The following is a 26540-nucleotide window of genomic DNA, read 5'->3' on the forward strand; positions in this document are numbered from 1 at the left end:
CTCGATGCTGTGAGTGCCCACACAGATTGCTTGATTCAAATTGTTAAAGAGCGACGCAGCTTTTGGCTGCTGCGGGAGTGGCATTCTACTCAACCGCCTTCTCGAGTCAAGCCTTATTTTCCAAGGCTTTTTCGAGGCACCGACTGGCTTGTTTGCGTTGCCGCTTGCCCTGTCGATGGAGGCGCATTATAGAGACATAGATCACATTGGCAAGCTCTCATCGCAATAAAATTGCAAAAAAATGCCAATTCTTAGTTATTCATATCAAAACACAGTTTTTATACAGACTTACCCACAGGACAAGCCCGGGAAGGGCTCATTCTGCCCCCTATTACCTCCCGTTCCTCTCTGACCGTCTCCTGTTCGAAGGGTTGCTGACCATATCAATCCGTATATAAAGGAAGAGAATCGCAAAGTGACGCTCAGACCAGTCCTGCCTCAGCAACCCAGGCAGCGATCAGCTCGGCTGCCGCCATGGAGCGGCAACCCGATATATTCTGCCCGGCCCAGAGTGGCGAGAAACCGCGGTCACCCGCCTTTTCGGCTGCGGCACGCAACGGAGCCAATGCGCCGCTGGCATACGGGAAGTCTGGCGGCAGCACCGAAAGGGGGCCGAGTTCCCGCATCAAGCGGTTGACTATCCCCCGCGCCGGACGGCCGCTGAACAGATTGGTCAGTGCGGTGTGTTGGCCATGCCTCCCCTGCAGCGCCGCACGGTGCAGGGGCGAGGTCGTCGCCTCGTGGCAACAGAGGAACGCCGTTCCCACCTGCACGGCGCTCGCTCCCAGAGCAAGGGCGGCTCTGATGCCCTTTCCATCGACTATGCCTCCTGCAGCGATGACCGGGATCGCTACTGCCGCCACTACCTGTGGCAGAAGGGTAAAGGTGCCCTGCTGCAAGCTGAGATCCTCACTCAGGAAATGGCCGCGATGGCCACCCGCCTCCAGCCCCTGGGCGATGACGGCATCGGCTCCGTGGTCAGCAAACCACTGCGCTTCTGCCACCGTGGTGGCGCTGGCAAACACTTTTGCGCCTGTGGCTTTTACCTGGGCAAGCAACTCGGGCTCGGGCAAGCCGAAGTGGAAACTGACCACGGCAGGCCTGAACTCTGCAAGCAGAGCCGCATGCTCATCATTGAAGGGGGCCCGAGCGGGAGCACGCGACGGTGCAGCGGCATCCACCCCAAACTCGGTGTAATAGGGTGACAGCACCTGGCGCCAGCGCTGCTCCGCTGTCGGTTCCGGCTCGTGCTGCCGATGGCAAAAGAAGTTGATGTTGTATGGGCCCGGCCCGCTGGCGGCGAGGCGGCTCAGCTCCTGGCGCAGATCGGCACCACTCAGCATGGCGGCAGGCAGGGAGCCCAGTGCCCCCGCACTGGTCGCCGCCATCGCCAGGGCGCAGTCCTGCACGCCCGCCATGGGGGCCTGAATGACGGGATAGCGCATCCCCAGTTCGGCAAAGGGCGTCATATGACGGTTTCCTGTTTCTGATGGTGAGTCTGATTGTGCGCCAGAGGCGGGTTGAGTCGGCAGAGCGCACCTGACGTGCTGACACGTCGTCTGGCGATGTCGCCTGTCCAGTTTCCGGCCAGACATCCTGTCTTCGCTTTCATCCATCAGGCCCCTTGAGGTTCATGGCACATCGGGCCCGCGAAGGGCCCGAACGTGAAGTGTCAACGCACGCTGCGCAGCAGGAAGTCCGGCTGGCCACAGGAGCGGCGCTCCCGCTTCTGCATCTCGTCGGAGCAGGGAACGGCATCCGTCCCCTGCTTGTTGATGCAGATGTAGATCTCCCGCAGGAAACGGCCCCCATCAGCGCAGGCCACCGTGATGTTATCGGGGGCCAGCCACTCGCTGGCGCTCGCCAGATCAGCCTTGAGCTGGAAGCTGCTTTTGCGCAGCGGCTCTTCCGGCGATTGATAGGAGGCCGGGATCTTCACCTTCTGGCGCAGATCGCTGGCCAGCTTATGGAAGGCCTGCTGGCTCAGGCCGGAGCAGGTGCCGTGCTTCTCCCATTCATGGCGATAGAGGAAGCGGCTGGGGTAGAGCCCGGCAAACTGCTGCTCCATATCCGCATCCAGCCGCTCGCGGGTGCAGCTGGCGGGGTAGCCGCGCTGATACTGGGGCCAGAGCCCATGCAGCACGAACCCCAGCTTGCGGGCGCACTGCTCCCGATCCCCTGGCTTGATGGCGCAGTGCTCGGGCGACCAGGAGAGTGCCATGGCGTAATAGTCAAACTCCCCCGCATAGCCTTTGCCCTGGGCGGCGGAGATCCACAACAGCGACCCCACCAGCCATACCATGACCTGCTTCATCTCTCGTTCCCCCTCATCTCTTTGCACCCGGTGGCGCCCCATTTTGCGCCCTCATGCTCCCATAACAGGGAGTCAAAGAACAATCGCTCAAAATGGCCTTACTCACTGTGGGTCAGACCAGTAAAAGGTTTCCCCTGCCGGATCAGAGGCGTAAGCTGGCTCTCCGGCGGGCCTTCATGACGCGCCACGTTTCCCCGATTTCATCAGCAACAGGACGTAACATGATCCGCAAGAATCCCTCAGGTCACCTGCCCGTTATCGACGAATCCGCCTATATCGACAAGACCGCCATCATCTGTGGCAAGGTGATCATCAAGGAGAACGTGTTTGTCGGCCCCTATGCCGTGATCCGCGCAGACGAAGTGGACGAGAGCGGTGACATGGAACCCATCGTCATCGGCGCCAACTCCAACATTCAGGATGGCGTCGTCATCCACTCCAAATCCGGCGCTGCCGTCACCATCGGCGAGTTCAGCTCCATCGCCCACCGCAGCATCGTCCACGGGCCCTGCGAAGTGGGTAACCGGGTCTTCATCGGCTTCAACAGCGTGCTGTTCAACTGCCACATCGGCGAAGGGTCAGTGGTTCGCCACAACTCCGTGGTCGATGGCTGCGATATTCCCCCCGGCTTCTATGTCCCCTCCACCACCCGCATCAACCAGCAGAGCGATCTGGCGCAGATCCCGCGCGTCACCGTGGACGCCACCGAGTTCTCCGAGGATGTGGCTCACACCAACATCGACCTGGTCAGGGGTTACAAGGCGCTCTCCAACGAGTTTTGATCCGGCGAGCGGTTCACGACACACAACGGGCGCCACGGCGCCCGTTGTCACAACTGTAAAGAGGGCGAAAAGAGGGTGTAAAGGTGGTTGAGCCGGGCGCACGCGTCGCGTTTGATGGGGGCGTTCCCATCAATGGAGTCATCATCATGTCACGCTATCCTGTCGCCCTTGCCCTGCTGCTGGGCACCACGCTCCTTCATGCCGGCGAGATGCCGCCCCCGATGGGCGCCCGCCAGGGAGGCCCCATGACACCGCCCCCCTCCGTGCTCTATCACGCCAGCAAGCAGGGTGCGGATCCCCAGGCCCTGGTCCAGGCGCTGTCCAAAAACATTGATGCCGCCAAGCCGGATACCCGCTACGAGGTCACGGTCAGCGTGCACGAACTGCCGCCCCAGCCACTCAAACCCCAACCCGCCGGTGCGCCGCTCAAAGGGCAGTGAGATGAGTCTGCACCGCCCTTCACTCTGGCTGCTTGCCATGGCCATCGCCCTGCCCGCCATGGCGGGTCCGGGGAACATGGGCAGACCGAGCGGATGGGAGAGCCCTGCCCCACAGTACGGCCATGGGGCTGGCCCCGGCTTCGGCCACCGCGTAGACAGGCTGCCGGGAGGGGTGGAAACCCTGCTGCTGGCCGGGCTCACCTACTATGTGCTCGACGGCATCTTCTACCGCCGGCAGGAGAACCACTATGTGGTGGTCTCCCCACCTCCTCAGGTCCTGGTGGGGGCAGAGACAGGGCTCATCCCTCTTGATCTGGATGGCCGCCGCTATTACGTCAGGGAGGGTCACTACTACCTGCGAGAAATAGACGGGCGCTACACCGAGGTGCCGCCGCCAGCGGCGCTGCGCTGAATCGCACGGAGGAACAGATACGAGCAGGGGGCCTTGGCCCCCTCTTTCATTACCGGGGTGTTTACCCCACTCGGGTCTGAGCCGCGTACCTCAAGACGGGTCATGCAGGGGTAGCGTCATGGTCACTCTCAGCCCCCCCTGTGCGCGATTGCGCGCCTGGATGGTACCGCCCTGTAGAATCACCGCCTTGCGGGCGATGGCGAGCCCGAGCCCGTAGCCCTTGCCCATGCGGGGTGAGCCGATGCGCACGAAGGGGTCGAAGATCCCCGCCAGCTTCCCCTCCTCCACCCCGGGCCCCCGATCGGCGATGGAGAGCTGCACCCCCTGGCCCAGGCGCAGCAAGCGAACATTCACCATCTGGCCCGACTGCGAGAAACGCAGGGCGTTGCGCACCACGTTCTCCACGGCGCGGCGCACCAGCTCGGCATGCCCCAGCAGGAGACAACCCTCCTCCAGCGCCGCCTCGAGCCCTATCTCGACCCCGGATTGCTGGGCTTCGAACCTGGCATCCTGGACGACGGTCTCCACCAGCGCCAGCAGGTCATAGTGGCTCTGCTCAAGCCCGTGGCCCTGCTCGGCACGGGAGAGGGTCAGCAGCTCCCCTATCATCCTGTCCATCCGCTCCGTCTCGAGCCGGATCCGCGCCAGGGCGTCGCTCGCCTTCTCCGGGCGCTGCTCCGCCAGGCCGATGGCCATCTGGATGCGGGCCAGGGGGGATCGCAGCTCGTGGGAGACGTCGTGAAGCAGTTGCTCGCGCCCCTCGACCAGTTGCTGCAACCGCTCCACCATGAGATCGAACTCCTTCGCCACCTCCGTCAGCTCGTCCCGGCGCCAGCGCAGAGCGGGCCAGAGTCTGACCCCCAAATCCCCCCTGGCTACCCGATCGAAGCTGCGCCGCAGGGCGTTCATGGGCCGGGTCAGGTGCCAGGCGAACAGAATGCTGAACAAGAGTCCCCCCAGGCCGCCAATCCAGAGCATGGGCGGGGGAATGTTGAGCCAGGAGAGGGGGCCGGGAGCCGGCCCGCCGGGGAGGACGCGCGGGTCCACTCTGGTCTGCAGCAGATAGGTCTGCCCGTCGCTGGCAATCACGGTGCGTGTCAGCACGATGCCCGGGCCAGGTTCCCCGGAGGCTGTCAACCTGGATGCCCGGGGCGCTGGCCGGGGAGGCGCATCGGAGACATCGAGGAGTGTTATCTGCAGCAACGGCGGCGACATGGCCTGGCTCAATGCCGTCGCAGCCTCGACTCCCCCCTTTGCCAGCACGGCTGCCGCCATCTCCAGATGCTGGTTCGCCAACTGCTGGGCCAGGTGCTCTTCCGGGGGGTCACGCTCGGCACGAAAACCGAGCCAGAGCAGTTGGCTGACCAGCACGATGGCCAGCCAGAACCCCAGCAGAATCTTCCAGAACAAACGTCCCTTGAGGATCACCGTATCTTGTACCCTATGCTGCGCACCGTCTCTATGGTGACGGCCTCCCCCGCCATCTGTTGCAGTTTCTGCCTCAGGTTGCAGATGTGCACATCGACGCTGCGATCATAGGCCTCCCTCGGGCGCCCTACCCCTTGCAGGGAGAGGGTGTCCTTGGTGACCACCTGCTCCGGTGCTCGCACCAGCAACACCAGCATGTTGAACTCGGTGGCGGTCAGCTCCAGCGGCTCCCCCTGCCAGAGACAGACCCGGTTGGCCGGGGTGACCGTCAGATCCCCGAGGATGAGGGCATCCGGCGAGGGGGTTGCGCTCCCCCCCTCGTTGACCCGCCGCAGAACGGCCCGCAGCCGGGCCACCAGCTCCCTGGGGTAGCAGGGTTTGGGCACATAGTCATCGGCCCCCATCTCCAGTCCCACCACTCGATCCACGTTGTCCCCCTTGGCGGTCAGCATGATGATCGGCAGGCGGCTGCGCTGGCGCACCTGGCGCAGCACCTCGGTGCCGCTCAAGTCGGGCAGCATCACATCCAGCAGCAGGGCGCTGTAACGGCCGGAGAGGGCATGGTGAACACCTTCCCCTCCGGTCAGCACCTGGGTGGTATCAAACCCCTCTCCCCCCAGGTATTCACTCAACATGGCGCCCAGTTCGGCATCGTCATCCACCAGCAGGATCTTCATATGCGGTCTCCCTTGTCGGCGGCCATTTTCGCCGCTTGCCACGCACTTGGCAGCCATTTTTACGAAACCCTTACGCTTGGCGCAAAGAGCCTTAACCCGGCTCTGGGGTAGAGTGCCGCCGTGATCGTCATTCAGGATACAGGTTGTCATGCCCACGTTCTCCCCTCGTCTCTTCTGGCTGCTGCCCCTGTGCGCCCTCGCCCTGTTGCTGGCCTGGCGCCCCCAAGCCAAGGCACCCGCCAGCGACTACATCACCGCCAGTGCCGAGACCCGGGATCTGGAGCAGCTCATCATGGCGGACGGCACCCTGAAGGCGCGCAAGCAGGTGAGCGTGGGCGCCCAGGTGTCGGGCCAGATCAAGAAACTGCACGTGACTCTGGGGCAGGAGGTCAAACAGGGGGAGCTGCTGGTCGAGATCGACGATCTGCCCCAGCAGAACGCCCTCAAGGATGCCCTGGCCCAGCGCGACAACCTCCAGGCCCAGCTGGATTCCAAAGAGGCCACCCTTCGCAATGCTCGCCTGGCATACCAGCGCCAGCGGCAGATCGTCGCAAGAGGCCTTGGCAGCACGGCCGACCATGACAGCGCCAAGGCGACCCTGGACGAGACCCTGGCCGATATCCGGGCCCTCAACGCCCAGCGGGTGCAGGCCGAGATCGCGGTGGACACCGCCCGGGTCAACCTGGGGTATACCCGGATCCTGGCCCCCCTCTCCGGTACCGTGGTGGCCATGCCGGTGGAGGAGGGGCAGACCCTCAACGCCAGCCAGAGCACCCCTACCCTGCTCAAGATTGCCCAGCTCGACACCATGACGGTGGAGGCCAGGATCTCCGAGGCCGACGTCATCAACGTCCGGGTCGGCATGCCGGTCTATTTCACCATTCTTGGCAACAGCCAGCGCCGCTTCGAGGGATCCCTGCGGGCCATCGAGCCCGCCCCCGACACCATCAATGACGACGACACCACCACCAGCAGCAGCGACAGCAGCGCCATCTATTATCACGGCCTGTTCGAGGTGCCCAACCAGGATGGTCAGCTCAGGATCAGCATGACGGCCCAGGTCTATCTGGTGGTCGCCCGGCTCAAAGATGCGCTGGTGATCCCGGCCATCGCCCTGCAGGGGGATCAGGTCAGGGTGATCGACGACGGAGGCCGGATCAGCCTGCGCCAGGTCAGGGTCGGCCTGAACAACAAGGTGGATGCCCAGATCCTGTCGGGCCTGAGCGCCGGTGAGCGGGTCATCGTCAGCGAAGTGAGTGCAGGCCAGAGCAACGCCGCCGGGGGCATGCCGCCCCCCATGGGGATGTGACCATGGGCGCCTTGTTGCAACTGCGGGGCATCCGCCGCCACTTCAAAGAGGGTGAGCGCACCGTCACCGTGCTCGATGGCATCGATCTGGCGATCGCCCGTGGAGAGATGGTGGCCATCGTCGGCGCTTCGGGCTCCGGCAAATCCACCCTGATGAACCTGCTGGGCTGCCTGGATCAGCCAAGCGAGGGGGCCTATCTGGTGGCCGGGCGCGACACTGCCACCCTCAGCCGGGACGAGCTCGCCGCCCTGCGCCGGGAGCACTTCGGCTTCATTTTCCAGCGTTATCACCTGCTGGCGGATCTCGATGCCCGCACCAATGTGGAAGTGCCCGCCCTCTACGCCGGTCTGGATCCGGCCGAGCGACGCCAGCGGGCCGAGGCCCTGCTGACCCGCTTCGGCCTCGCCAGCCGGCTCGAACACAAGCCAAGCCAGCTCTCCGGCGGCCAGCAGCAGCGGGTCAGCATCGCCCGGGCCCTCATCAACGGCGGCGAGGTGATCCTGGCCGACGAGCCGACCGGGGCCCTCGACAGCCAGAGCGGCGCCGAGGTGATGGCGAGCCTTCAAGCTCTGCATCGCCAGGGCCACACCCTGGTGATCGTCACCCACGACATGGACATCGCCCGCCACGCCGAGCGGATCATCGAACTGAAAGATGGCCGGGTGATCGCCGATCGCCGCACGCGCGAGCCACAGGCCCTTCCCCAGGCGACCCAGGCCGCCACCAAGACGTCCGCCAGGGGGAAGACCCCGCGGATGGCGGGGCTCGGGAATGCCCTGCAGATGGCCCTCAAGGCCATGGTTGCCCAGCGTCTGCGCACCTTTCTCACCATGCTCGGCATCATCATAGGTATCGCCTCGGTGGTGACCGTGGTGGCCCTCGGGCAGGGCTCCCGGGAGCGGGTGCTGGGGAACATCAACGCCATGGGCACCAGCACCCTGGAAGTGTTCCCCGGCCGCGGCTTCGGGGACATGCGCTCCGCTACCATACAGACGTTGCGGATCGGGGACGCCGAGGCCATCGCCCGGCTGGACTACGTGCACAGCGTCACCCCCAGCCTCAGCACCAGCGCCACCCTGCGCCTTGGCAGCACCGCCGTCTCCGGCACCATCAACGGCGTCGGCGCCCAGTTCTTCCAGGTCAGGGGCTATCGCCTGGCCCAGGGCATGGGCTTTGATCGCCAGAGCGAGGAGAGCCTGGCCCAGGAGGTGGTGATCGACGAGCACACCCGGGACAAGCTGTTCGCCCCGACCCAGTCCCCCCTGGGCCAGGTGATCCTGCTGGGGGATCTGCCCTGCCGGGTGATCGGGGTCGCCATCAAGAACCAGAGCGGCTTTGGCAGCGACGAGACCCTCAACGTCTGGATCCCTCATACCACCGCCATGAGCCGCCTGCTGGGGCAGAGCCATCTGCGCAGCATCAGCGTGCGGGTACGGGACGAGGTGAGCCTGGACGCCGCCCAGGACGGCATCAGCCGCCTGCTCACCCTGCGCCACGGCAGCCAGGACTTCTTCCTGCTCAACACCGACAGCATCCGCCAGACCATCAGCCAGACCAGCGCCACCCTGACCACGCTGATCGCCCTCATCGCCCTCATTTCCCTGATCGTCGGGGGCATAGGGGTGATGAACATCATGCTGGTCTCGGTCACCGAGCGCACCCGGGAGATAGGGGTGCGGATGGCGGTCGGCGCCCGGACCCGGGATATCCAGCAGCAGTTCCTCATTGAAGCCGTGCTGATCTGCCTGCTGGGGGGCGTGCTCGGCATCGCCCTCTCCCTGCTGCTGGGCCAACTGTTCGACCACTTCAGCAGCGGCGTCCGGATGAGCTACTCCCTTGCCGCCATGGGGGTGGCCTGCCTTTGCGCCAGCCTGATCGGGGTAATATTCGGCTTCGCCCCGGCCCGCCGGGCCGCCAGGCTGGATCCCATCCACGCACTGGAGCGCGAATAGCCCGCATTGACGCCGGGGTGACGCCACTCACCCCGACACCGGATCAGGGGCCGATGCCCGGCCCCGCCACCAAGCCTGAACGCCCGCACTTCTTCCCTGAATGCGCGGGTTCTTTGACCGGGTCCCGTACCCGGTCTTTTTTTGTTTCCCGCCCGCCATACCCACAAAATAAGCCGCCCGAAGGCGGCTTTTGTCATCACGGGCCAGTCGGTTACCCCGGGCCATCAGGCGCCGATGATGCCGCCATCGTCCCGGGTGATCCGCAACACAGCGGAGCGGGGAATGGCGGTGCCGCCGTCCGGGAAATGGGAGGGCGCCCCCTCCTCACCCGGGTGCTGCACCCCGACGAACATGGTGCGCCAGTCAGGCGTGAAGGTGAGGCCCGTTATTTCGCAGGCCACGGGGCCGGTCAGGAAGCGGCGCACCTCGCCGCTCGCGGGATCGGCGCACAGCATCTGGTTGTTGCCCATGCCGGCAAACTGCTTCTCGTTGGAGTAGTCGCCGTCGGTCTGGATCCAGAGCCGCCCCGCCTCGTCGAAGCCGATGCCGTCCGGGCTGTTGAACATGTTGTCCGGGTGGATGTTGGCACTGCCCGCCATCAGCCCCTCCTTGTGCACGCCGGGGTTGCCCGCCAGCAGGAAGAGATCCCACTCGAAGCGATCGCTCCCGTGATCGTCCCCCATCGGGCGCCAGCGGATGATCTGGCCATAGGGGTTCTCGGCCCTGGGATTGGCGCCATCGAGAGGTTGGTTCTCCTTGAGGCCGCGGTTCTTGTTGTTGGTCAGGGTGCAGTAGACCTCGGCTCTGTGGGGATGCACGGCCACCCACTCGGGCCTGTCCATGGTGGTGGCGCCCAGCCGGGTCGCCGCCTCCCGGGCGAAGATGAGCACCTCCCCCTGATCGGCGAAGCCGTTCTCCCGGGTCAGGCCGTGCTGGCCGTGCACCAGGGGCAGCCACTGGCCGGTGCCCTTGAGCTCCCCCTCCCTGGCCTCGAAGCGAGCCACATAGAGGGTGCCCTCGTCCAGCAGATCCCGGTTCGCAGGATCGTTGCCCGGCGCCACCTTGTTCTTCGAGACGAAGCGGTAGATGTGCTCCCCCCGCTCGTCGTCGCCGAGGTAGACCACGGCGCGGCCATCCTGGTTGACGGTGAAGGCCGCATTCTCATGCTTGAAGCGGCCAAGGGCGGTACGCTTCTTCGGGGTGGAGGCGGGATCGCGGGGATCGATTTCCACCACCCAGCCGAAGCGGTGCGGCTCCTGGGGATGCTTCGCGAGATCGAACCGCTCGTCAAATTTGTGCCAGCCAAAGCCTGCATCCTCGGCGGCCAGGCCGTAGCGGGCGGCGCGCTGGTCCAGCACCGGCTTGCCCGCACTGCCGAAGTAGCCGTTGACGTTCTCCTCGCAGGTGAGGTAGGTGCCCCAAGGGGTCTGGCCATTGGCGCAGTTGTTGAAGGTGCCAAGGGCGGTGCGCCCCTCGGGATCGGCCTGGGTCTTGAGCAGAGCATGGCCCGCCGCCGGGCCGCTCAATGTCATGGGGGTCGTGGCGGTGATGCGGCGGTTGAGGGCCCCCTTGGGGTTGGCCTGCCACTTGCCATCTTTGCGTACCAGCTCCAGCAGGGAGACCCCGTGGGCCGCCTGGGCCTTGGCGACGGCGCCGGCACTGAGGGCCTTGCCGCCATCCGCAAACAGGTATTCGTAGTTGGTGTATTCGTTGTTGACGGCGAGCAGGGCGCGATCCGGGCCCAGGGAGAAGAAGCTCATGCCGTCGTTGTTGTCGCCAAACTGGCGGGCCTGGGCCTTGGCATCATTGCCCTGGGCAAAGGCGGGGGCATCGGGGAAGAGGGCATCTCCCCAGGCGATCAGCACCTCGGCCTTGTAGCCGGGCGGCACCACTATGGTGTCGGCCACCGAGGCGGGAACGGCCTGGAAGCCAAGCAGCGGCCGGGTGGCGGCGGCCACGGCCTGGGCCACGGGGCTCGCGGCAAAGAAAGCCACCATGCTGGCGGCGCCCACCCCTTTGAGGAAGCCACGGCGGCTCAGGCCCGCCTCGATGAGGCGGTTGAACGCCGGCTCCTGCTCGCGGGGGTGGTTGGCACTGTCTTTCTCGTCAAAACGGCTCATCGGCTTTTCCTTGTTATCTCGGCACAATCATTGCGTCATCACGGCGTCCGGCCACAGCATGGCAGCGCTTTATTAAGCAAGGATGACAAATGATGAGATAACCGGCTGGCCCGGCAAGACGCCATCGCCAAAGAGAAGGGGCGGTGGACACCAGTCCCACCGCCCCGAAAGACATGTCGCCGACAGAAGGGTTGAACCCTATCCGCACTTCTTCAGACTGCTATGCCCGTTTGTACCGGATAGCACCCACTGGCAGCGTCTAGTTGCACTTCTTCAGACTGATATGCCCGTTTGTACCGGATAGCACCCGCTGGCAGCGTCTAGTTGCACTTCTTCAGACTGCTATGCCCGTTTGTACCGGATAGCACCCGCTGGCAGCGTCTAGCCGCACTTCTTCAGGCTGATATGCCAGTTGGCGCCGGATTGCACCTGATGTTTGGCGGCGAAGCTGTCCATGTTCAGCGCCACCGACACCTGCAACAGGCTGTTGAGGTAGACCAGGGGCTGGCCCTCCGGCACATCGCCAAAGCTGCTGACGTAGGGGGCCTTGCCCTCGTATTTCAGCGCATCCCCTTCGCTGATCCTGATGCAGGCGTTGTCCCCCTTGTGGATACCCGCCTTGGTCAGCAGGCTGTCGTCGATATTGGTCCAGACGTTGCCGTACTGCACGTCCAGGATCGGAATGGTGCCCTTCAGGGTACCGTCTTGCTCGGCCACCGCGGGCTGATAGGGGATGGTCACCACCTCGGCGGGCAGCAGGGGCCCCACCTGCTCGAAGCTGATGGCACCGGAGGCGAGGCGCGCGCCGGTGTAGGCGTAGACGTCGCGGCCGTGGAAGGTGTAGGACTTCTCGGAGCCCTTGAGGCGGTTGGTCTTCTCGTCTATCTGGCGCACCGCCTCGATGCCGAAGTGCTCCGCCACCAGGGTCAGGGTGCCGTTGTCAGGGCTGACGATGTAGTGGCCGCTCCTGGTCTTGAGTACCACCGACTTGCGTTCGGTGCCGACACCGGGGTCCACCACGCTGACGAAGACGGTGCCCGCGGGCCAGTATTGCAGGGTCTGATAGAGGCGGTAGGAGGCTTCCCAGATGTTGTAGGCCGGGATCTCGTGGGTCAGATCATGGAGCGGCAGGGTGCGGTCCACCCCGAAGGCGACCCCCTTCATGGCCGAGACGGCGCCATCCTTGAGACCGAAGTCGGTCTGGAACACCAGAGCCTCGTTGGCAAGGGCACTCGCCCCCACCAGAGAGAGGGCGAGCACGAGGGCGCGGGGGACGATACGAATATCCATGTCAGGGCTCCTTTAAAGACGTTTGGACGTCCAGATTGCCACTCATGGGAATCTTTGCAACCCCTGATGCCCGAATGGGGGGCGAAATGACTCGCCAATCCGCCCCGTGCGGGTGTATCCATGGGGCATCCAACGCCGGGAGCACACCAGATGACCAGAGAGCATCACGACACCATTTTGCTGAGCCTGGGCAATACCCGAAGCCAGGTCGCGCTCACCGCGGCCGATGGCACCAGCCAGACATTTGCATTGACACTGGGGCTCGATGCTCTGACCCCGGGACCCTTTCGCCGGGATCCGCCGACGCCCCTGGAGCTTGAGCAGGCCATCATGGTGGTGGAGGATGTGCTGATGCCCCTCGCGGCACGGATCCCGCCCCACCCCGTGCTGCACCTGCAAAGCCCGGAGCCCCTGGCCGAGGTGCTCGGCAACCGGGTGCAGAGCCGGGAGAACATAGAGCGGTTGTTCGGCCAGCTTGCCGCCATGGTGGAGGGGGATCCCCTGGCATCGGCCCAGTTGCCGAGGGAGAAGCGCATCGCCGCCGCCCTGCTGATCCTGCGGGAGTGGATGCACCATCTGGATGCCGGGAGCGTCGCCCTGGTCGATGGGTGATGCCTTGTCACACAGCGGGTTCGAAGCGCCGCCGAGACACCGCCCAGGCCAGCCCCAGGCTTGTCAGGGTGCTGCCGACGAAGAGCAGATCCAGCGCGACGCCAAGACCGGCCCCGTCGCTCACCCAGCCCAGCAACACGGGTACCCAGTTCGCCACATAGGCGATCACATAGAAGAGGGAGAGCAGCCGCGCGTGGCTGGCCGGGGGCGCGATGCGATTGATCAGGGTCGCACTGCCCACGAACACGGCCCCCTGGGCATAGCCCGCCACCAGCAGCCCGAGTCCCGCCAGCCAGCTGGGCAGGCCGTGAACGGCCCCGGCAAAGAGCAGTACGCACAGCGCCAGGGCCAGCACGCCGCTTTGCAGGGTATGGCGGGCATCGAGGCGACGGGCCCAGAGCTGGCAAAGCCCGGAGAAGACCAGATAGGCCGCGACAAGATAGCCGAACAGCCCCAAATCCGTCATGCCCAGCATCTCGCTCACCACCTTGGGACCCATGGCCAGCAAGCTGGCCGCCACCGCCCAGGCGGTGAAGAGCGCCAGGGCGCAAAGGAAGAACCCGGCCCCCGTGGCCCTGAGCCCCTCTCCCAGGGAGCCGCCACTCTGCCCGCTCGGGGCGGCCTCCGTCGCCCTGACCCCTTTGGGCCAGCTCAACACCAGCCCCCCGATGGCGCAGGCCGCCATCCCCAGGATCAGCAAAAACGGCAGCGTGGTCGGGTAGAGATCCTGCTGCAGCGCCAGCCCGCTGAACACGGGGCCAAGGGCCAGCCCGGCGGTGAACGATAATGTGGCGCTCAGCGCCGCCCGCTTGCCCCCATCCCTGGGGCCAAAACGCAGCAGCGCCACATTGGCGGCGCCGGTCAGGCTGCCCGTGCCAATCCCGGCCAGCAGCCGCGCCAGCAAAAGGGCCCAGAAGCTGTCGGCCAGGGAGAAGAGCAGTGCCCCGCCCCCGACCGCCACCAGGGCAGGCAGGATCAGGGTGCGCAGATCCGCCACGCGTCCCGCCAGGTGGCCCACCCCGAACAAGGCGATGAGCACGCCCCCCGCATAGCCGCCATAGATGAGGCTGAGGCCGAGATCGCTCAGCGCCAGCGCCGCCTGGTAATGGGGATAGAGCGGGGTAGGCACGCTGCTGTTGAGCAGGGCCGACATCAGGGCGAGGGAGAGAAACCAGCGCAGACGAGGATGGACAACCTGACCTGGCTCGCAAGCCGGAACGCTTGAGACAGACATGGACACTCCAGTGGCAGACGAATGAAACCGCAATCGGGAGCGACATCATAGCGATCCCGCCCACCCCGGACTGCGGCAGTTCTGCATCACGCCGACTCAATCCTGCATCACGTCGGGGTGGCGCGCGCCCTTGGCCGGGGCACCGAACCCGGTCTATCCCCTTGTGCTGCCATCCCCGCTGGCATCTAATATTGCGGCGCCAATCGGGCGTTCTGCTTGAGTGAGGAGCAAGCATGATCAACTGGGACGATGCCCGCTTCTTCCTGGCCCTGGCACGGCGGGGCAGTCTGCGGCAGGCCGGACTCGAGCTCGGGGTGGATCAGGCCACCGTCGGGCGGCGGATCACCCTGCTCGAGCAGCAGCTGGGGGCCAAGCTGTTTATCCGCACCCCAAGACACTATCGCCCCAGCCCCCTGGGGGAAGCGCTGCTGCCCCAGGCCGAGGCCATGGCGCAGGCGGCCCTGACCATGATGCGCACCGCGAGCCTGGGGGAGCTGGAAGGGGAGCTTTGCATCGCCACCACGGATACCCTGGCACAGGGCTTCGTGCTGCCCGCGTTCACCCTGCTGCGCCAGCGCCACCCCGGCATCCGCCTCAAGTTGCTGACCGCCGTCAGCGTGAGCGACATCCCCAATCAGGAGGCGGATCTCGCCATTCGCAGCGTGCGCCCCGAGCAGGGAGATCTCGTGGTCAAACGGCTCGCCACCATCAAGATGGGGCTCTACGCCTCTCCCGACTACCTGGCCAGACGGGGCACGCCCCGCTCGGGTCAGGCACTGCAAGAGCACGACCTGCTGCTCTTTCCCAAAGAGCTGGTGGCCCGTCACTGGCTGAGTCTGTGCGGCGAACCGCTCCACGAACCCAACGTGGTCCTGCAGAGCAATGCCCAGCTGGTGCTGATGGCCGCCGCCCGGCAGGGGCTCGGAATCGCCCTGCTCTCCACCTTCCTCGCCGAGGAAGACCCCGCCCTGGTGCGCCTGCTGCCTGACCAGCACGATCCCATCGACATCTGGATGGTGCTGCACCCGGATGTGCAGAAGACGGGCCGAATGCGCGCCCTGGTGGCAGCCCTGGAGGAGGTGTTCCAGCCCCTGCAACAGACCCAGCCCTCCGCCCCCCCCTGTCAAACGCACAGGGATTGAGCGGGTATGCCCCCCATACGGGGTACTTTCTTCGCAACGAACCATGTTAGAGTCCGCCGCTGTTTTTTCCTTTGATAACGGGGCCTTACATGAAGAAGTTTGTTGTTTCATCCAGTGTCATCCTGATGGCGGGCTTGCTGACAGCCTGTGCGAGCGAGTCGTCGCGCACCCTGGAGGTACCCAAGGTTGCCTCCTATCAGAGCCACTATCAGGGCGCACGCAGCCCCATCGCCGTCGGCAAGTTCGACAACCGTTCCAGCTACATGCGTGGCATCTTCTCCGACGGCGTGGACCGGCTGGGCAACCAGGCGAAAACCGTGCTGATCACCCACCTGCAGCAGACCGGCCGCTTCAGCGTGCTGGATCGCGACAACATGGCGGAGATCCAGGCCGAAGCCGGGATCAAGCAACAGGCTCAGCAACTCAAGGGCGCCGACTACGTGGTCACCGGCGACGTCACCGAGTTTGGTCGCAAGGAAGTCGGTGATCATCAGCTGTTTGGCATCCTGGGTCGCGGCAAGTCACAGATCGCCTATGCCAAGGTCAACCTGAACATCGTCAACGTCACCACCTCGGAAGTGGTCTTCTCTTCCCAGGGTGCCGGGGAGTACGAACTCTCCAACCGCGAGATCGTCGGCTTCGGCGGCACCGCCAGCTACGACTCCACCCTGAACGGCAAGGTGCTGGATCTCGCCATCCGCGAGGCCGTCAACAATCTGGTGAACGGCATCGAGACCGGTGCCTGGCGCCCGGCCCAATGAGGAGAGACGAGATGACGCTGTTCCGTCCTTCCCTGCTGCTGGTCAGCGGCCTGCTGCTGAGCGCCTGCGCCCAGGGGCCGCAGACGCTCTACAACTGGGATCAATATCAGGGAGTGGTTTACCAGCACATGCAGGGTGACGACACCGGGGTCGAAGCGCAGATCGATGCGCTGGAGAAAAACCAGCAAGAAGCGAGCGCCAAGGGGCAGGCTGTGCCACCGGGCTTTCACGCACACCTCGGCATGCTGTACGCCCAGCTCGGCAAGGATGCCCAGACTCGCGAGCAGTTCGAAACCGAGAAGCGCCTCTTCCCCGAATCGGCCCCCTTCATGAACTTCCTGATGTCTAGCAAGAAGGGAGAGACCCAATGACCCTGCGCACCCTCCTTGCCCTCACGCTGGGCGCCCTCCTCATGGGCGGCTGTGCACAGGGCCCCGGCTACGACTACAGCAACTTCAAGGAGAGCAGACCAACCTCCATTCTGGTGCTGCCGCCGGTGAATCACTCGCCGGACATCAAGGCGGGCCCCAGCCTGCAATCCCAGATCACCTATCCGCTCGCCGAGTCCGGCTATTACGTGCTGCCGGTAGCGGTCACCAACGAGACGTTCCGGCAGAACGGCGTGACCGAGCCCGCCGACATCCAGGCGCTGCCCATCAAGAAGCTCCACGAGATCTACGGAGCCGATACCGCCCTCTACCTCGACATCAAGGAGTACGGCACCAGCTATCTGGTCATCTCCAGCGAGACAGTGGTCACCGCCAGTGCCCGCCTGGTGGATCTGCGCACCGGCAAGCTGTTGTGGGAAGGCAGTGCCAGCGCCAGCAGTGCCGAGCAGCAGGGCAATTCGGGGGGCGGCCTCATCGGCATGCTGGTGGTGGCGGTGGTCAATCAGATTGCCAACACCCTTACCGACAAGGGCCATGAAATCGCCGGTATCACCAGCGTCAGGCTGCTCAGTGCCGACATGCCCAACGGCATCCTCCATGGCCCCCGCTCGCCGAAATACCAGGCTCGCTAAGGCGCCCGTCACAGTCCACACAAGAGGGCGCCATGCCCTCTTGTTTCAGTCGCCCCCCCTTTCCCCTGCCTGACATCGCATGACGCCTCATCGTCTATCTTTTTGATATTGTTGGCTCATTCTTGCGCATGCCGGGTGACGACCCACCAACTTCATCTGGTGATGCCCGGCAAAATCAGTTACAAGAATGGCCTCTGTCACCATGGACGAGTTCACTGCATGGCTGGATCACTGTTGCGTATCATCCCCCGTCAATGGCTCTACCGGTTTGGCTGGCTCTGCCTGGCCCTGATGGGGCTCGGATTGGTGTGCAACTACACCTACTTCGTCATCAGGCACGATATGGCGCTCATTACCGCCAAGCAAGCCAACCTGTTCGAGGTGTTCTATCAGCGGGCCCGCATCCTGGCGCCAGAGAAACTGGCTGACTTCATCGACAACAGCAGCATCAAGATGCCCATCTTCAGCGAGAACGGGGATGCGGCGGCCTATGCCTATGGCTATGATCTCCCCACCCTGAAGCGCCTGGCGGTCATTCCCGTGCTGCCCCCGGCCAACCAGATGCTCCTCGCCTACCTGTACGTCATCTCCAACCCCGAGGTCCTCAACCTCTACGCCTTCTATGACGATCGCCGCCTGCTTGGCATGGTCGCCAACAAGGGGATGCTGCCGAGCCAGCTGCTCCCGGTCAACACCGACCTCAATGACATCGAGCCCTGGACCCACTTTTTCGGTTGCGCCTCCTTCGCCTCCACCCATGTCCCCTGCAGCACGGATGAAGCCTGGGTATCCGAGATCTACACCGACACCTTCACCGGACTGAATACCATCACCCTCTACTTCCCCTTCGTCTATTACGAGCCCGCCATCAAGGACTACCGCTATGGACTCAAGGGCATCGACATCGCCGTCGACCGGGCGTTCAAGGATGTGCTGCACCCCTTCGAGAGCCTCAATCCGACCCGGACCGTCCTCTCCTTCGAAGAGGTCGAGCCCTGCCGCCCGTTCCACCTCTGCCTGAGCACGCCGCTGATGCGCACTCAGGCAGGCAATGATCTCTACCTCAAGTGGTCATACAGTTACGGCGATTTCATCCGCTCCGTGCTCTACGGGGCGGCCTTCAAGCTCTATCTCATCATCCTGCTGCTGATCATGCTGACGGGGCGCAGCCTGGTTACCCGTCTGCGCATCCTGGCCCAGACCGACCACCTGACCCGGCTGCCACGCCGTGACATCCTCAATCAGGCGCTGCTGCGGGAGCACGACTACCTGATGATCCTCGACATCGACAACTTCAAGTCCGTCAACGACACCCATGGTCACGGGGTGGGTGACCTGGCGCTCGTCGCCTTCGCCAATCACCTCAAGACCAATATCCGCAAGGGCGATGTCGCCATTCGCTGGGGCGGGGAAGAGTTCATCGTGCTGTTCAAGGGGATGGACGATGACAAAATGATGCATCACTCCGCCGCCCGCCTGCTGGAGCGGCCATTGCGCATCCCCGAGCTGCCCGCCCCCATCACCTTCTCCGCCGGAGTAACCCGCATTCGCGATTACCTGACGGTGGCCGAGGCGGTGCAACTGGCCGACGACCTGCTCTATCACGTCAAGCAGCACGGCAAGCGCAATATCGCCTATTACCAGGGGCAAACCATCCGCCTTGTCCGCGATCCGGGTGACAATTCGGCCCCCTGAGCGGCCCGGCTTCTGCCGCGCCCCCGCTATCTGTTACCATCCCGCCACGCTGATTGTTTCCGTCCCTGCCACGGGGCGGGATAACCCCATACTGGTGCCCTATGTCCATTGCCTCCTTCGCCGAACTGGCCCTCTCCCCCCGCTTGCAGCAAACCCTGACCGAGCTCGGCTACGCCGCCCCCACCCCGGTGCAGGCCAGCGCCATTCCCGCCATTCTGGCGGGGCGGGATCTGATGGCGGGGGCCCAGACCGGCACCGGCAAGACCGCCGCCTTCGTGTTGCCGCTGCTGGAGCGGCTGATGCAGCAGCCGCAAGAGGCGTCCCCTCGCCCCATCCGCGCCCTGGTGCTGGTGCCGACCCGCGAGCTGGCGGTGCAGGTTGCCGAGAGCGTCGCGCGCTACGCCAGGGGCACCACTCTCACCAGCACGCTGGTCTACGGCGGGGTGAGCATCGCCGCACAGGTGGAGGCGCTGAACGCCGGGGTGGATATCCTCATCGCCACCCCGGGCCGCCTGCTCGATCACCTGCGCCAGGGGGCGCTCACGCTGGCCGAACTGCGCCATCTGGTGTTTGACGAGGCGGACAGGATGCTCGACATGGGCTTTATGGACGAGATCCAGGCGCTGTTGAAGCAAATCCCGGCGGATCGCCAGACCCTGCTGTTCTCGGCCACCTGCGATGACAACCTGTTTGCCCTCTGCAAGGTACTGCTGCGCGACCCGGCGCTGGTGGAAGTGGCACCGCGCAACACCACGGCGGCCGAGGTGGAGCAGCGGGTCTATGCGGTGGACAGCGATCGCAAGGTGGCGCTGGTCGAGCACATGCTGACCGTGAAGGGCTGGGCGCCGGCGCTGATCTTCAGCCGCACTCGCCAGGGGGCGGACAAGCTGGCCCAGCAGCTTGGCAAGGGGGGCATCAATGCGCTCGCCTTCCACGGGGATCTGTCACAGAGCGCGCGGGAAAACGTGCTGCTGGCGTTTCGCGCCGGCACCTTGCAGGCCCTGGTGGCCACCGACGTGGCGGCCCGCGGCCTCGATATCACGGATCTCAACCATGTGATCAATCTGGAGTTCCCCCATCAGCCCGAGGATTACGTCCATCGCATCGGGCGCACCGGCCGCGCCGGCAACAAGGGGCTCGCCATCACCCTGTTCAGCCCGGAAGACCCCCCCCTGCTGGAAAAAGTCGAAGCCGTGCTCGATACCCGCCTGCCCCAGCAGTGGTTCCCGGGCTTTGAGCCGGATCTCACCCGCTTCGACCCCGAGCCGCGCCGCGCCAGCAAGGGCGCCCAGAAGCAGAAGGCCAGAAAGCAGGCCCTCGCGGGCAACAAGGGCGGCAAGGGACGAAAATCCTGACACGACTGTTTGCTGGGGCAGCCATGCGCCTGCCCCAGCATCACCCCTCTCCAGACCCAGGCCTGTGGGGTGACGCCAACCGCTTTCCTGCCCCCCTGTTCTGCCCCGCGCCCCCCTCCTCAGCCCGCTTGCCCTGACCCGGCGACCCTTTGCCACACTCTGCTACAAAAGAGGTAGTCAGGGGGCACACTTTCGCCACAAAGCAGGCGTGCAATGGAGGCATGGACAAGGAGGACATCATGAAACCCGCATCCCTCGTCTGGGCCCTGCCCCTGACCCTCACCCTGCTCTGGCTCGCTGGTCTCACCCAGTGGCCCGCCAGCGTCTGGCCCTGGCGCCACGAGCTGCTGATCCTGACCGGTCTGCTTGGCCTCGGCGCCATGACCCTCTCTTTGCTGCTGGCCCTGCGCCTGCCCAGGCTCGAAGCCTGGTGCGGCGGGCTGGATCGCATGCTGCACCTGCATCGCAGCAGCGCCCTCTGGGCCACCGGCACCCTGGTGGCCCACTGGCTGCTGGTGGAAGCCCCCAAGTGGGCCGTCGCCGCCGACTGGCTGACCCGGCCGGCGCGCCGCGGTGCTGGTGCTGGTGCTGGTGCTGGTGCTGGTAACGATGCCCTCTGGCACAGCCTCGGCAATACCCTGGGGGAGTGGGGTTTCTATCTGTTGCTGGCCCTGGTGGTGGTAAGCCTGCTGGCGGTGGTGCGCTACGAGCGCTTCAAGGTGGTTCACCGGCTGGCCCCGGTCATCTATCTGATGAGCTGGCTGCACGGGCTCTGCCTGCTGCCGCGCATCGGCGCCCTGACCCCGGTCGGCCTGACCCTGCTTATCGGCGGCGGGCTGGGTGCCCTGGGGGCGCTCTACTCCCTGTTTGGCCGGGTGGGACGGGACGCACGCCGTCAGGGGACGGTCAGCGCCCTCACCCCTCTGGACGAGCGCACCCTGGAGATCCGGGTTGGCCTCACCGCGCCCCTGCTCGGCTATCGCCCGGGGCAGTTCGCCTTCTTCGACTTTGCCGGGCGCGGCGAGCCCCACCCCTACACCCTGGTCGATGTCTCGGCAGACTGCCGCACCCTGACCCTGGCGGTGCGCGCCCTCGGGGATCACACCCGCTGGCTGCACCGCCACCTCAAGGTGGGGGATACGGTGATCGTGACCGGCCCCTATGGCGCCTTCGCCCTGCCGGATCCCGCCCCCGCGCTCTGGGTGGGCGCCGGTATCGGCATCACCCCCTTCATCGCCTGGCTGGAGGCCCTGGTACGCCGTGGTGAACAACGCCCCGGCACCACCTTGCTGCAATGCGCCCCCTCCGCCGAGGCCGCCCCCTATCACAGTCGGCTGGCCGATCTGTGCCGCAGGGTCGGGATCGACTACCGGCTGCATCTGGAGTCCGAGCGCGGCCGACTGGATCTGGTCGCCCTGGGCGAGCGCCAGCACACCCCGGTGTGGTTCTGCGGCCCAGAGCCCATGGCCCAGAGCCTGGATGCCCGCCTGGCCACCCCGCTGCACCGGGAGCTGTTCCGCTTCCGTTGACGGGCCAGTCGGTGCAGCCAGCCATCGGCAGCGCCGTTTTTCTCGGTGCGAGGCGCACTCGGGCCGGCAAACAGCAAGATTGTCCAAGCGGGCGGCACAGGCTTGGGGCTAGATTAGGGAGGCAGTCTGGTTCAGGAGGGAAAGATGGCGCAGGACAACCAGTTCATATTCGCACACAGTCAGCACCTGGCGAGCCTGACTGCGCTGCGGGTCAACATGACGGAATTTCGCTACGACCGTCACGCCCACGAGGAGTACTCCTTCGGGGTCACTCTGGCCGGGCGGCAGAACTTCTTCTGCCACGGCGGAGCCCACTCCAGCCCGGCAGGCAGCGTCATCCAGTTCAATCCCGGGGATGTCCACGACGGTCATGCCGGTGACAACGCCAGCCTCGACTACACCATGCTCTACATTCCGCCCCACGAACTCACCCCGCTGTTTGCCGATGCCGCGGGCGAGCGGGCAATGGGGACCTATCGGTTGTTGCAGCCCCTGGTGCGCGATGAGGCGCTGAGCGCCTGCATCCTCGAGCTGGCCCAGGCGGTGCGCGGCCAGGCCGACAGCATAGAGCAGGAGTTTGCCCTCTATCGCCTCGCCACCCGGGTGATGCAGCAGGCGGGACGTTTTGAGCCCAATGGCCGGGTGAGCCGCATCGATCGCCTCCTGTTGCAGGCCAGGGACTTTATCCACGCCCACTTCCAGCAGGATATCTCCCTGGCCGACATCAGCGCGGCGGCCAACATCTCCAAGTACCACTTCCTGCGGCTGTTTCGCCAACAGCTTGGCATCACACCCCATCAATACGTGATCAACTGCCGCATCAATGCCGCACGGCGCGCCTTGGCCGCCGGAGAGTCGGCGCAGGATCTGGTGTACCGCTACGGTTTCACCGATCTCAGTCACCTCAACCGTCGCTTCAAGCGCATCTATGGCATGACTCCCACCCAATACAGTGCCAGCCTGATCCGCTGAGCCCAAGGAACACCCCATGATTGAGCTTCTCGCCTATGCCATCGGCATCATGTATACCCCTGGCCCCGTCAACCTCATCGGCCTCAATGCAGGCCTGGGTGGCCGCACCCGCGCCTCCCTTGGCTTCTTCCTCGGGGTCGGCTTGGCGATGTTCGTGCTCCTGCTGCTCTTTGGCTGGGCGGGCACCCGCCTGGTGCGGGAAGATACCCTGATCTATGTCAGCCTGGTGGGGTGCCTCTATATCGCCTATCTCGCCATCAAGATCACCAGCGACAGCGGCGAGCTCGGTGCCAACGAGGCGCCTGCCCGCCCTCTGGGGGTGCGCAGCGGCTTCGTCATCCAGTTGCTCAACCCCAAGGCCATGATCGCCACCCTGCCCATCACCAGCATCCAGTTCCCGGCAGCCCAGATCCACGGCTGGAGCCTGCTGCCCTGGTCCCTGCTGCTCGGCCTGCTGGCCGCCGGCGCCCCCGGCAGCTACTCGATGGCGGGCAGTCTCATCGGACGTCATCTTCAACATCCTCGCTGGTTCAGGTACTTCAACCTGCTGATGGCCGCCCTGCTGCTCTACAGCGCCATCGCCCTGGCCTACCAACATGTCTATCTACCGCTGGCCGGCTGATCAGGCGAAGCGCTCCATCAAGAACCCCGGTGAAACGCCCACCTATGCCGGGGTGTCGCCTTCGCCGAGCAGACAAAGGCCGGACACTGCTGCGCCGGCCTTGCCCGGGTCATTCTCTCCATGAGCCGGCTATCCTCACAGGGTCTTGTGCCCTACGTGGAGCTACCCATGGATCGCTTCGGTACCAGAGGCAGACCCCTTCCCTCATCTGGCGTCAACGCAGCAATACGATTCCATGACCAAAACCCTCATTCGGGTATTGATGCATACGGAATGAATAAGCATCATCTTGCCGCCCCTGGTCATGGATAAGAATGTTGTATGTCCTTTGATAAAAAGCACGGTGAGTTCATCTTCAATGTGCAGGAACACCTGGTCACCTGCGAGCTGATCGGCCCTTTCAATGAAGAGGGTATGCTGGCGTGGATTGCACAGATAAAGTCCGTGGTGAACAGCCTGGATGGAAAGCCTTTCTGCGCCCTGGTGGACCATCGCCAGCATCAGGGGGTGGTGCTATCTGCCCTGCCCCATCTGCAGGAGACCTACCAGTGGCTGACCCAGAAGAATCTGGTGGCCATCGCCTCCCTCTATTCGGCCAAGGTGCTCCATCACATCGCCCTCTCCTGCCTCTCCCTCACCCACCCGGACCATATCCAGGCATTCAACGACCCCCAAGAGGCCATCGCCTGGCTGGATGCGCAATATCGGGCTCAGTGACCAACCCGGCCTGGTGTGATGCTCAACACCAAACGCAGTAGCCAGCCCGACCTGTGTTGATGCGCACTGTGCCGTGACGTCACCGGCCCGCTCTGGTTAAAAAGGCCGGTATCAACTCCCTCAGGTGCCACGCCCGGCAACAACCGATGGCAGAGCCCTCAGCGGCAGCAAATTAGTGTCCGTCTGGAGCGCCGCAGCCTGGGCGACTAGCTGCCCCGGCAGGGCGCCATCCGTGCCAATGGGCATCTGCTCCGCACGCACGCTGCCGCCCCAGAAGCTCGCCACCAGTATCAAGGCCCCGGCCAGCCCGCACTTTATCCAACCTTTCATCATCTGCTCCCTCGCTCCGACCGGCCCCTCATCACCCCTGTGACAAGCCGGGCCCATTTATCAGTGGGCAGAAAATACGGGGGATTTGTGAAGGGAAAATGAGGTTGTGTGAAGCCAGGGTGAAGATGGCGAAATAGGCTCTTCTCTCCATGCTTGTATGAAGAGCAATCTGCAGGCATCTCTCTCACCGTATCTTTATTCGGACTGAAAAAGTGGAAATCAATATCCCTATAAAGCCTTTCATCGGAACAAAATACCACTCCATCCTCTCTAAATAATACAAGATCACACAAAATCATGACAACGTAGCACTTTCATTTTTTTAAAAAAACATCAAACAAAGAATTGACCAAAACGAGCCATTGCAATAGTGTTGTGAACACGAATTAACACTCCCAACTACATTTTTACAACTAGTTACAGGGCGGGATCGCACTTTGTTAATGAAATTTGAACAGGCAGATCGTCTGTGATCTAATCGCGTCTCCATGCAGGAGGCACGCGCTATGACGTTGATTGAACACCTTACCCTTGTCGAAGAAACTCGCTCTGAGATCAATCGTAAACATAACCTGGTTGATGTCATGTTCCTTGTCATCAGTGCCATCATGAGTGGTGCCGAGGGCTGGAATGACATCGAAACCTATGGCGATTCAAAGATCGATTGGCTGCGTCAGCATCGCCCCTTTGCCAACGGCATCCCGCGGCGTCACACGGTTGCCCGCATTCTGCGCTGCATTGTCATCGATACCTTGCTTGAAGCGTTGCTGTGCTGGGTCAATGAACAGCGCACTCATCAGGGCAAACCCATCATTGCCTTTGATGGCAAGGTGTTACGCGGCTCCTTTCGGGGAAATGCCAAGGATGCGCTTCAGTTGGTTACGGCTTACGATACCGAAAATGGGCTGGTGTTAAGCCAGAAAGCAACCCCTAACAAGAAGGGGGAAATCGAAACCGTCAAAGATATGCTGGACATTCTTGAGCTAAAAGGAGCCGTTGTCACACTCGATGCGTTGCATTGTCAGCGTGAGACACTGGAGAAAATCAGCGAGAAGAAGGCTCATGTAGTGGTACAGGTCAAGAATAATCAACCGAAGCTGTATCAAGCGGTTCAATCGCAATTCCAGTCACTGTTTGACGCCCCGAAAGAGAAGATTGTCGTCGAGCACAAAGAGAGTGGACATGGCCGCCAGGAAGAGCGTTATGTGTTTCAATTAAAAGCCAAATTACCGCCAGAGTTGACGGAGAAATGGCCGACAATCCGCAGCATCATTGCCGTTGAGCGTCACCGCAGCGCCAACGGAAAAGGAACGGTAGATACCTCTTACTATGTCAGCTCGTTATCCCCCAAGCACAAGCTGCTAGGGCACTATATACGGCAGCACTGGCGGATAGAGAACAGCCAGCATTACATTCTTGATGTGGTGTTCAACGAGGATGCTTCCAGGATAGCGATGGAGGATGCGGTCGAGAATATGGCGCTATTCCGGCGGTTCGTATTGAATATCGTAAAACAGAGCAATTGTGGTGCTCGAAGTCAGAGAAACAAGCTAAAAAGAGCCGGCTGGAATGACGACTATCGGGCTCAGTTATTCTTTGGTTAAAATATCAACAAAGTGTGCTCCCGCCCTGCAACTAGTTATCAATGCCCATTTATCAAAGGTGGTTTATGTCTTTTTTAACACCCGCAGAAAATTTACCACTTCTTATACCAATCAGATTAAAGATGTGATCTAATTGCTCTATTCTGGTTTCACTGTACTCAGTATGTCCGATCCAATCGATTTCTTGGCCCTCGCCAAGGCAGAAACCAACGCCAGGAAACG

Annotated in this window: 26 protein-coding genes; 18 read left to right on the forward strand and 8 right to left on the reverse strand. The window is 63.6% G+C overall.

Annotated features, from left to right (window positions below; translation table 11 throughout):
- A partial coding sequence (locus ACNPAA_RS17235; RefSeq protein WP_417891901.1) for a hypothetical protein occupies positions 1–192 on the forward strand: 192 nt, incomplete at its 5' end.
- Between the two features lie 230 nt (positions 193–422).
- Here the strand turns inward: ACNPAA_RS17235 and ACNPAA_RS17240 are convergent.
- Both ACNPAA_RS17240 and ACNPAA_RS17245 read right to left on the reverse strand, forming a co-directional pair.
- On the reverse strand, positions 423–1469 hold the full coding sequence (locus tag ACNPAA_RS17240; RefSeq protein ID WP_103244286.1) for an NAD(P)H-dependent flavin oxidoreductase: 1047 nt from the start codon (positions 1467–1469) through the stop codon (positions 423–425).
- Between the two features lie 203 nt (positions 1470–1672).
- Positions 1673–2314, reverse strand: a complete 642-nt coding sequence (locus ACNPAA_RS17245; protein WP_103244285.1) for a ribonuclease T2 family protein — start codon at positions 2312–2314, stop codon at positions 1673–1675.
- A 221-nt stretch (positions 2315–2535) separates the two neighbouring features.
- Here ACNPAA_RS17245 and ACNPAA_RS17250 point away from each other — a divergent pair, with 221 nt between their 5' ends.
- From ACNPAA_RS17250 to ACNPAA_RS17260, 3 genes are all read left to right on the forward strand, one after another.
- Complete coding sequence (locus tag ACNPAA_RS17250; protein WP_010672952.1) at positions 2536–3096, forward strand: carbonate dehydratase; 561 nt, start codon at positions 2536–2538, stop codon at positions 3094–3096.
- A 146-nt stretch (positions 3097–3242) separates the two neighbouring features.
- Complete coding sequence (locus ACNPAA_RS17255) at positions 3243–3536, forward strand: hypothetical protein (protein ID WP_042864375.1); 294 nt, start codon at positions 3243–3245, stop codon at positions 3534–3536.
- A 1-nt stretch (position 3537) separates the two neighbouring features.
- Positions 3538–3948 (forward strand): DUF6515 family protein, encoded by a 411-nt coding sequence (locus ACNPAA_RS17260; protein ID WP_052815220.1) that lies wholly within the window; start codon positions 3538–3540, stop codon positions 3946–3948.
- Between the two features lie 90 nt (positions 3949–4038).
- Here the strand turns inward: ACNPAA_RS17260 and ACNPAA_RS17265 are convergent, their stop codons facing one another.
- Both ACNPAA_RS17265 and ACNPAA_RS17270 read right to left on the reverse strand, forming a co-directional pair.
- Positions 4039–5358, reverse strand: a complete 1320-nt coding sequence (locus ACNPAA_RS17265; RefSeq protein WP_234917133.1) for a HAMP domain-containing sensor histidine kinase — start codon at positions 5356–5358, stop codon at positions 4039–4041.
- Positions 5359–5372: 14 nt separating this feature from the next.
- The gene (locus tag ACNPAA_RS17270; protein ID WP_052815218.1) at positions 5373–6053 is read right to left on the reverse strand and encodes a response regulator transcription factor; all 681 of its coding nucleotides are present in this window, start codon (positions 6051–6053) and stop codon (positions 5373–5375) included.
- 148 nt (positions 6054–6201) lie between these two features.
- Between ACNPAA_RS17270 and ACNPAA_RS17275 the strand changes: the two genes are divergently transcribed.
- Positions 6202–7362 (forward strand): efflux RND transporter periplasmic adaptor subunit, encoded by a 1161-nt coding sequence (locus tag ACNPAA_RS17275; protein WP_103244283.1) that lies wholly within the window; start codon positions 6202–6204, stop codon positions 7360–7362.
- A 2-nt stretch (positions 7363–7364) separates the two neighbouring features.
- Positions 7365–9314: a MacB family efflux pump subunit gene (locus ACNPAA_RS17280; RefSeq protein ID WP_103244282.1), complete on the forward strand. Its 1950-nt coding sequence runs from the start codon at positions 7365–7367 to the stop codon at positions 9312–9314.
- Between the two features lie 224 nt (positions 9315–9538).
- Here ACNPAA_RS17280 and ACNPAA_RS17285 read toward each other — a convergent pair whose 3' ends face one another.
- Together ACNPAA_RS17285 and ACNPAA_RS17290 are read right to left on the reverse strand one after the other, a co-directional pair.
- Positions 9539–11434: a PhoX family protein gene (locus tag ACNPAA_RS17285; protein ID WP_417891902.1), complete on the reverse strand. Its 1896-nt coding sequence runs from the start codon at positions 11432–11434 to the stop codon at positions 9539–9541.
- Between the two features lie 381 nt (positions 11435–11815).
- Complete coding sequence (locus tag ACNPAA_RS17290) at positions 11816–12724, reverse strand: SAM hydrolase/SAM-dependent halogenase family protein (RefSeq protein ID WP_039041304.1); 909 nt, start codon at positions 12722–12724, stop codon at positions 11816–11818.
- 150 nt (positions 12725–12874) lie between these two features.
- On the opposite strand from ACNPAA_RS17290, the gene ACNPAA_RS17295 reads away from it, so the two are divergent.
- Entirely contained in the window at positions 12875–13336 is a 462-nt protein-coding gene (locus ACNPAA_RS17295; protein WP_201956323.1) for a hypothetical protein, read from the forward strand.
- Between the two features lie 7 nt (positions 13337–13343).
- Here the strand turns inward: ACNPAA_RS17295 and ACNPAA_RS17300 are convergent, their stop codons facing one another.
- Positions 13344–14570, reverse strand: a complete 1227-nt coding sequence (locus tag ACNPAA_RS17300) for an MFS transporter (RefSeq protein WP_417891903.1) — start codon at positions 14568–14570, stop codon at positions 13344–13346.
- Positions 14571–14803: 233 nt separating this feature from the next.
- On the opposite strand from ACNPAA_RS17300, the gene ACNPAA_RS17305 reads away from it, so the two are divergent.
- From ACNPAA_RS17305 to ACNPAA_RS17350, 10 genes are all read left to right on the forward strand, one after another.
- Positions 14804–15712, forward strand: coding sequence for a LysR family transcriptional regulator (locus tag ACNPAA_RS17305; protein WP_408809229.1), 909 nt, complete (start codon positions 14804–14806; stop codon positions 15710–15712).
- Positions 15713–15801: 89 nt separating this feature from the next.
- Positions 15802–16473, forward strand: coding sequence for a CsgG/HfaB family protein (locus ACNPAA_RS17310; RefSeq protein ID WP_029313711.1), 672 nt, complete (start codon positions 15802–15804; stop codon positions 16471–16473).
- Positions 16474–16484: 11 nt separating this feature from the next.
- Positions 16485–16844, forward strand: coding sequence for a DUF4810 domain-containing protein (locus ACNPAA_RS17315; protein WP_080989864.1), 360 nt, complete (start codon positions 16485–16487; stop codon positions 16842–16844).
- Complete coding sequence (locus tag ACNPAA_RS17320; RefSeq protein ID WP_408809228.1) at positions 16841–17494, forward strand: DUF799 domain-containing protein; 654 nt, start codon at positions 16841–16843, stop codon at positions 17492–17494. Before ACNPAA_RS17315 ends, ACNPAA_RS17320 begins: the two co-directional genes overlap by 4 nt.
- Before the next feature lie 219 nt (positions 17495–17713).
- Entirely contained in the window at positions 17714–19189 is a 1476-nt protein-coding gene (locus ACNPAA_RS17325; RefSeq protein ID WP_417891904.1) for a GGDEF domain-containing protein, read from the forward strand.
- Between the two features lie 101 nt (positions 19190–19290).
- On the forward strand, positions 19291–20544 hold the full coding sequence (locus ACNPAA_RS17330; RefSeq protein WP_417891905.1) for a DEAD/DEAH box helicase: 1254 nt from the start codon (positions 19291–19293) through the stop codon (positions 20542–20544).
- A 221-nt stretch (positions 20545–20765) separates the two neighbouring features.
- The gene (locus ACNPAA_RS17335) at positions 20766–22073 is read left to right on the forward strand and encodes a ferric reductase-like transmembrane domain-containing protein (protein ID WP_417891906.1); all 1308 of its coding nucleotides are present in this window, start codon (positions 20766–20768) and stop codon (positions 22071–22073) included.
- A 144-nt stretch (positions 22074–22217) separates the two neighbouring features.
- On the forward strand, positions 22218–23045 hold the full coding sequence (locus ACNPAA_RS17340) for an AraC family transcriptional regulator (RefSeq protein WP_010672934.1): 828 nt from the start codon (positions 22218–22220) through the stop codon (positions 23043–23045).
- Positions 23046–23061: 16 nt separating this feature from the next.
- On the forward strand, positions 23062–23667 hold the full coding sequence (locus ACNPAA_RS17345; protein WP_173418153.1) for a LysE family translocator: 606 nt from the start codon (positions 23062–23064) through the stop codon (positions 23665–23667).
- A gap of 321 nt (positions 23668–23988) precedes the next feature.
- The gene (locus ACNPAA_RS17350; protein ID WP_173418154.1) at positions 23989–24384 is read left to right on the forward strand and encodes a hypothetical protein; all 396 of its coding nucleotides are present in this window, start codon (positions 23989–23991) and stop codon (positions 24382–24384) included.
- A 120-nt stretch (positions 24385–24504) separates the two neighbouring features.
- On the opposite strand, the gene ACNPAA_RS17355 is transcribed toward ACNPAA_RS17350, so the two are convergent.
- Positions 24505–24714, reverse strand: coding sequence for a hypothetical protein (locus tag ACNPAA_RS17355; protein WP_234924991.1), 210 nt, complete (start codon positions 24712–24714; stop codon positions 24505–24507).
- A 506-nt stretch (positions 24715–25220) separates the two neighbouring features.
- On the opposite strand from ACNPAA_RS17355, the gene ACNPAA_RS17360 reads away from it, so the two are divergent.
- The gene (locus tag ACNPAA_RS17360) at positions 25221–26318 is read left to right on the forward strand and encodes an ISAs1-like element ISAs1 family transposase (RefSeq protein WP_201872768.1); all 1098 of its coding nucleotides are present in this window, start codon (positions 25221–25223) and stop codon (positions 26316–26318) included.
- Positions 26319–26540 lie beyond the last annotated feature (222 nt).

Source organism: Aeromonas sp. PS2Canimalfood6, from assembly GCF_048276795.1.
GTDB lineage: Bacteria > Pseudomonadota > Gammaproteobacteria > Enterobacterales > Aeromonadaceae > Aeromonas > Aeromonas caviae.

Coding starts and splice junctions, on each gene's coding strand:
- ACNPAA_RS17360 (WP_201872768.1), top strand. CDS start 25,221: ATGACGTTGATTGAACACCTTACCCTTGTCGAAGAAACTCGCTCTGAG.
- ACNPAA_RS17245 (WP_103244285.1), bottom strand. CDS start 2,314: ATGAAGCAGGTCATGGTATGGCTGGTGGGGTCGCTGTTGTGGATCTCC.
- ACNPAA_RS17285 (WP_417891902.1), bottom strand. CDS start 11,434: ATGAGCCGTTTTGACGAGAAAGACAGTGCCAACCACCCCCGCGAGCAG.
- ACNPAA_RS17280 (WP_103244282.1), top strand. CDS start 7,365: ATGGGCGCCTTGTTGCAACTGCGGGGCATCCGCCGCCACTTCAAAGAG.
- ACNPAA_RS17355 (WP_234924991.1), bottom strand. CDS start 24,714: ATGAAAGGTTGGATAAAGTGCGGGCTGGCCGGGGCCTTGATACTGGTG.
- ACNPAA_RS17315 (WP_080989864.1), top strand. CDS start 16,485: ATGACGCTGTTCCGTCCTTCCCTGCTGCTGGTCAGCGGCCTGCTGCTG.
- ACNPAA_RS17270 (WP_052815218.1), bottom strand. CDS start 6,053: ATGAAGATCCTGCTGGTGGATGACGATGCCGAACTGGGCGCCATGTTG.
- ACNPAA_RS17250 (WP_010672952.1), top strand. CDS start 2,536: ATGATCCGCAAGAATCCCTCAGGTCACCTGCCCGTTATCGACGAATCC.
- ACNPAA_RS17295 (WP_201956323.1), top strand. CDS start 12,875: ATGACCAGAGAGCATCACGACACCATTTTGCTGAGCCTGGGCAATACC.
- ACNPAA_RS17335 (WP_417891906.1), top strand. CDS start 20,766: ATGGACAAGGAGGACATCATGAAACCCGCATCCCTCGTCTGGGCCCTG.
- ACNPAA_RS17260 (WP_052815220.1), top strand. CDS start 3,538: ATGAGTCTGCACCGCCCTTCACTCTGGCTGCTTGCCATGGCCATCGCC.
- ACNPAA_RS17300 (WP_417891903.1), bottom strand. CDS start 14,570: ATGTCTGTCTCAAGCGTTCCGGCTTGCGAGCCAGGTCAGGTTGTCCAT.
- ACNPAA_RS17320 (WP_408809228.1), top strand. CDS start 16,841: ATGACCCTGCGCACCCTCCTTGCCCTCACGCTGGGCGCCCTCCTCATG.
- ACNPAA_RS17310 (WP_029313711.1), top strand. CDS start 15,802: ATGAAGAAGTTTGTTGTTTCATCCAGTGTCATCCTGATGGCGGGCTTG.
- ACNPAA_RS17240 (WP_103244286.1), bottom strand. CDS start 1,469: ATGACGCCCTTTGCCGAACTGGGGATGCGCTATCCCGTCATTCAGGCC.
- ACNPAA_RS17305 (WP_408809229.1), top strand. CDS start 14,804: ATGATCAACTGGGACGATGCCCGCTTCTTCCTGGCCCTGGCACGGCGG.
- ACNPAA_RS17345 (WP_173418153.1), top strand. CDS start 23,062: ATGATTGAGCTTCTCGCCTATGCCATCGGCATCATGTATACCCCTGGC.
- ACNPAA_RS17350 (WP_173418154.1), top strand. CDS start 23,989: ATGTCCTTTGATAAAAAGCACGGTGAGTTCATCTTCAATGTGCAGGAA.
- ACNPAA_RS17275 (WP_103244283.1), top strand. CDS start 6,202: ATGCCCACGTTCTCCCCTCGTCTCTTCTGGCTGCTGCCCCTGTGCGCC.
- ACNPAA_RS17330 (WP_417891905.1), top strand. CDS start 19,291: ATGTCCATTGCCTCCTTCGCCGAACTGGCCCTCTCCCCCCGCTTGCAG.
- ACNPAA_RS17255 (WP_042864375.1), top strand. CDS start 3,243: ATGTCACGCTATCCTGTCGCCCTTGCCCTGCTGCTGGGCACCACGCTC.
- ACNPAA_RS17325 (WP_417891904.1), top strand. CDS start 17,714: ATGGCTGGATCACTGTTGCGTATCATCCCCCGTCAATGGCTCTACCGG.
- ACNPAA_RS17290 (WP_039041304.1), bottom strand. CDS start 12,724: ATGGATATTCGTATCGTCCCCCGCGCCCTCGTGCTCGCCCTCTCTCTG.
- ACNPAA_RS17340 (WP_010672934.1), top strand. CDS start 22,218: ATGGCGCAGGACAACCAGTTCATATTCGCACACAGTCAGCACCTGGCG.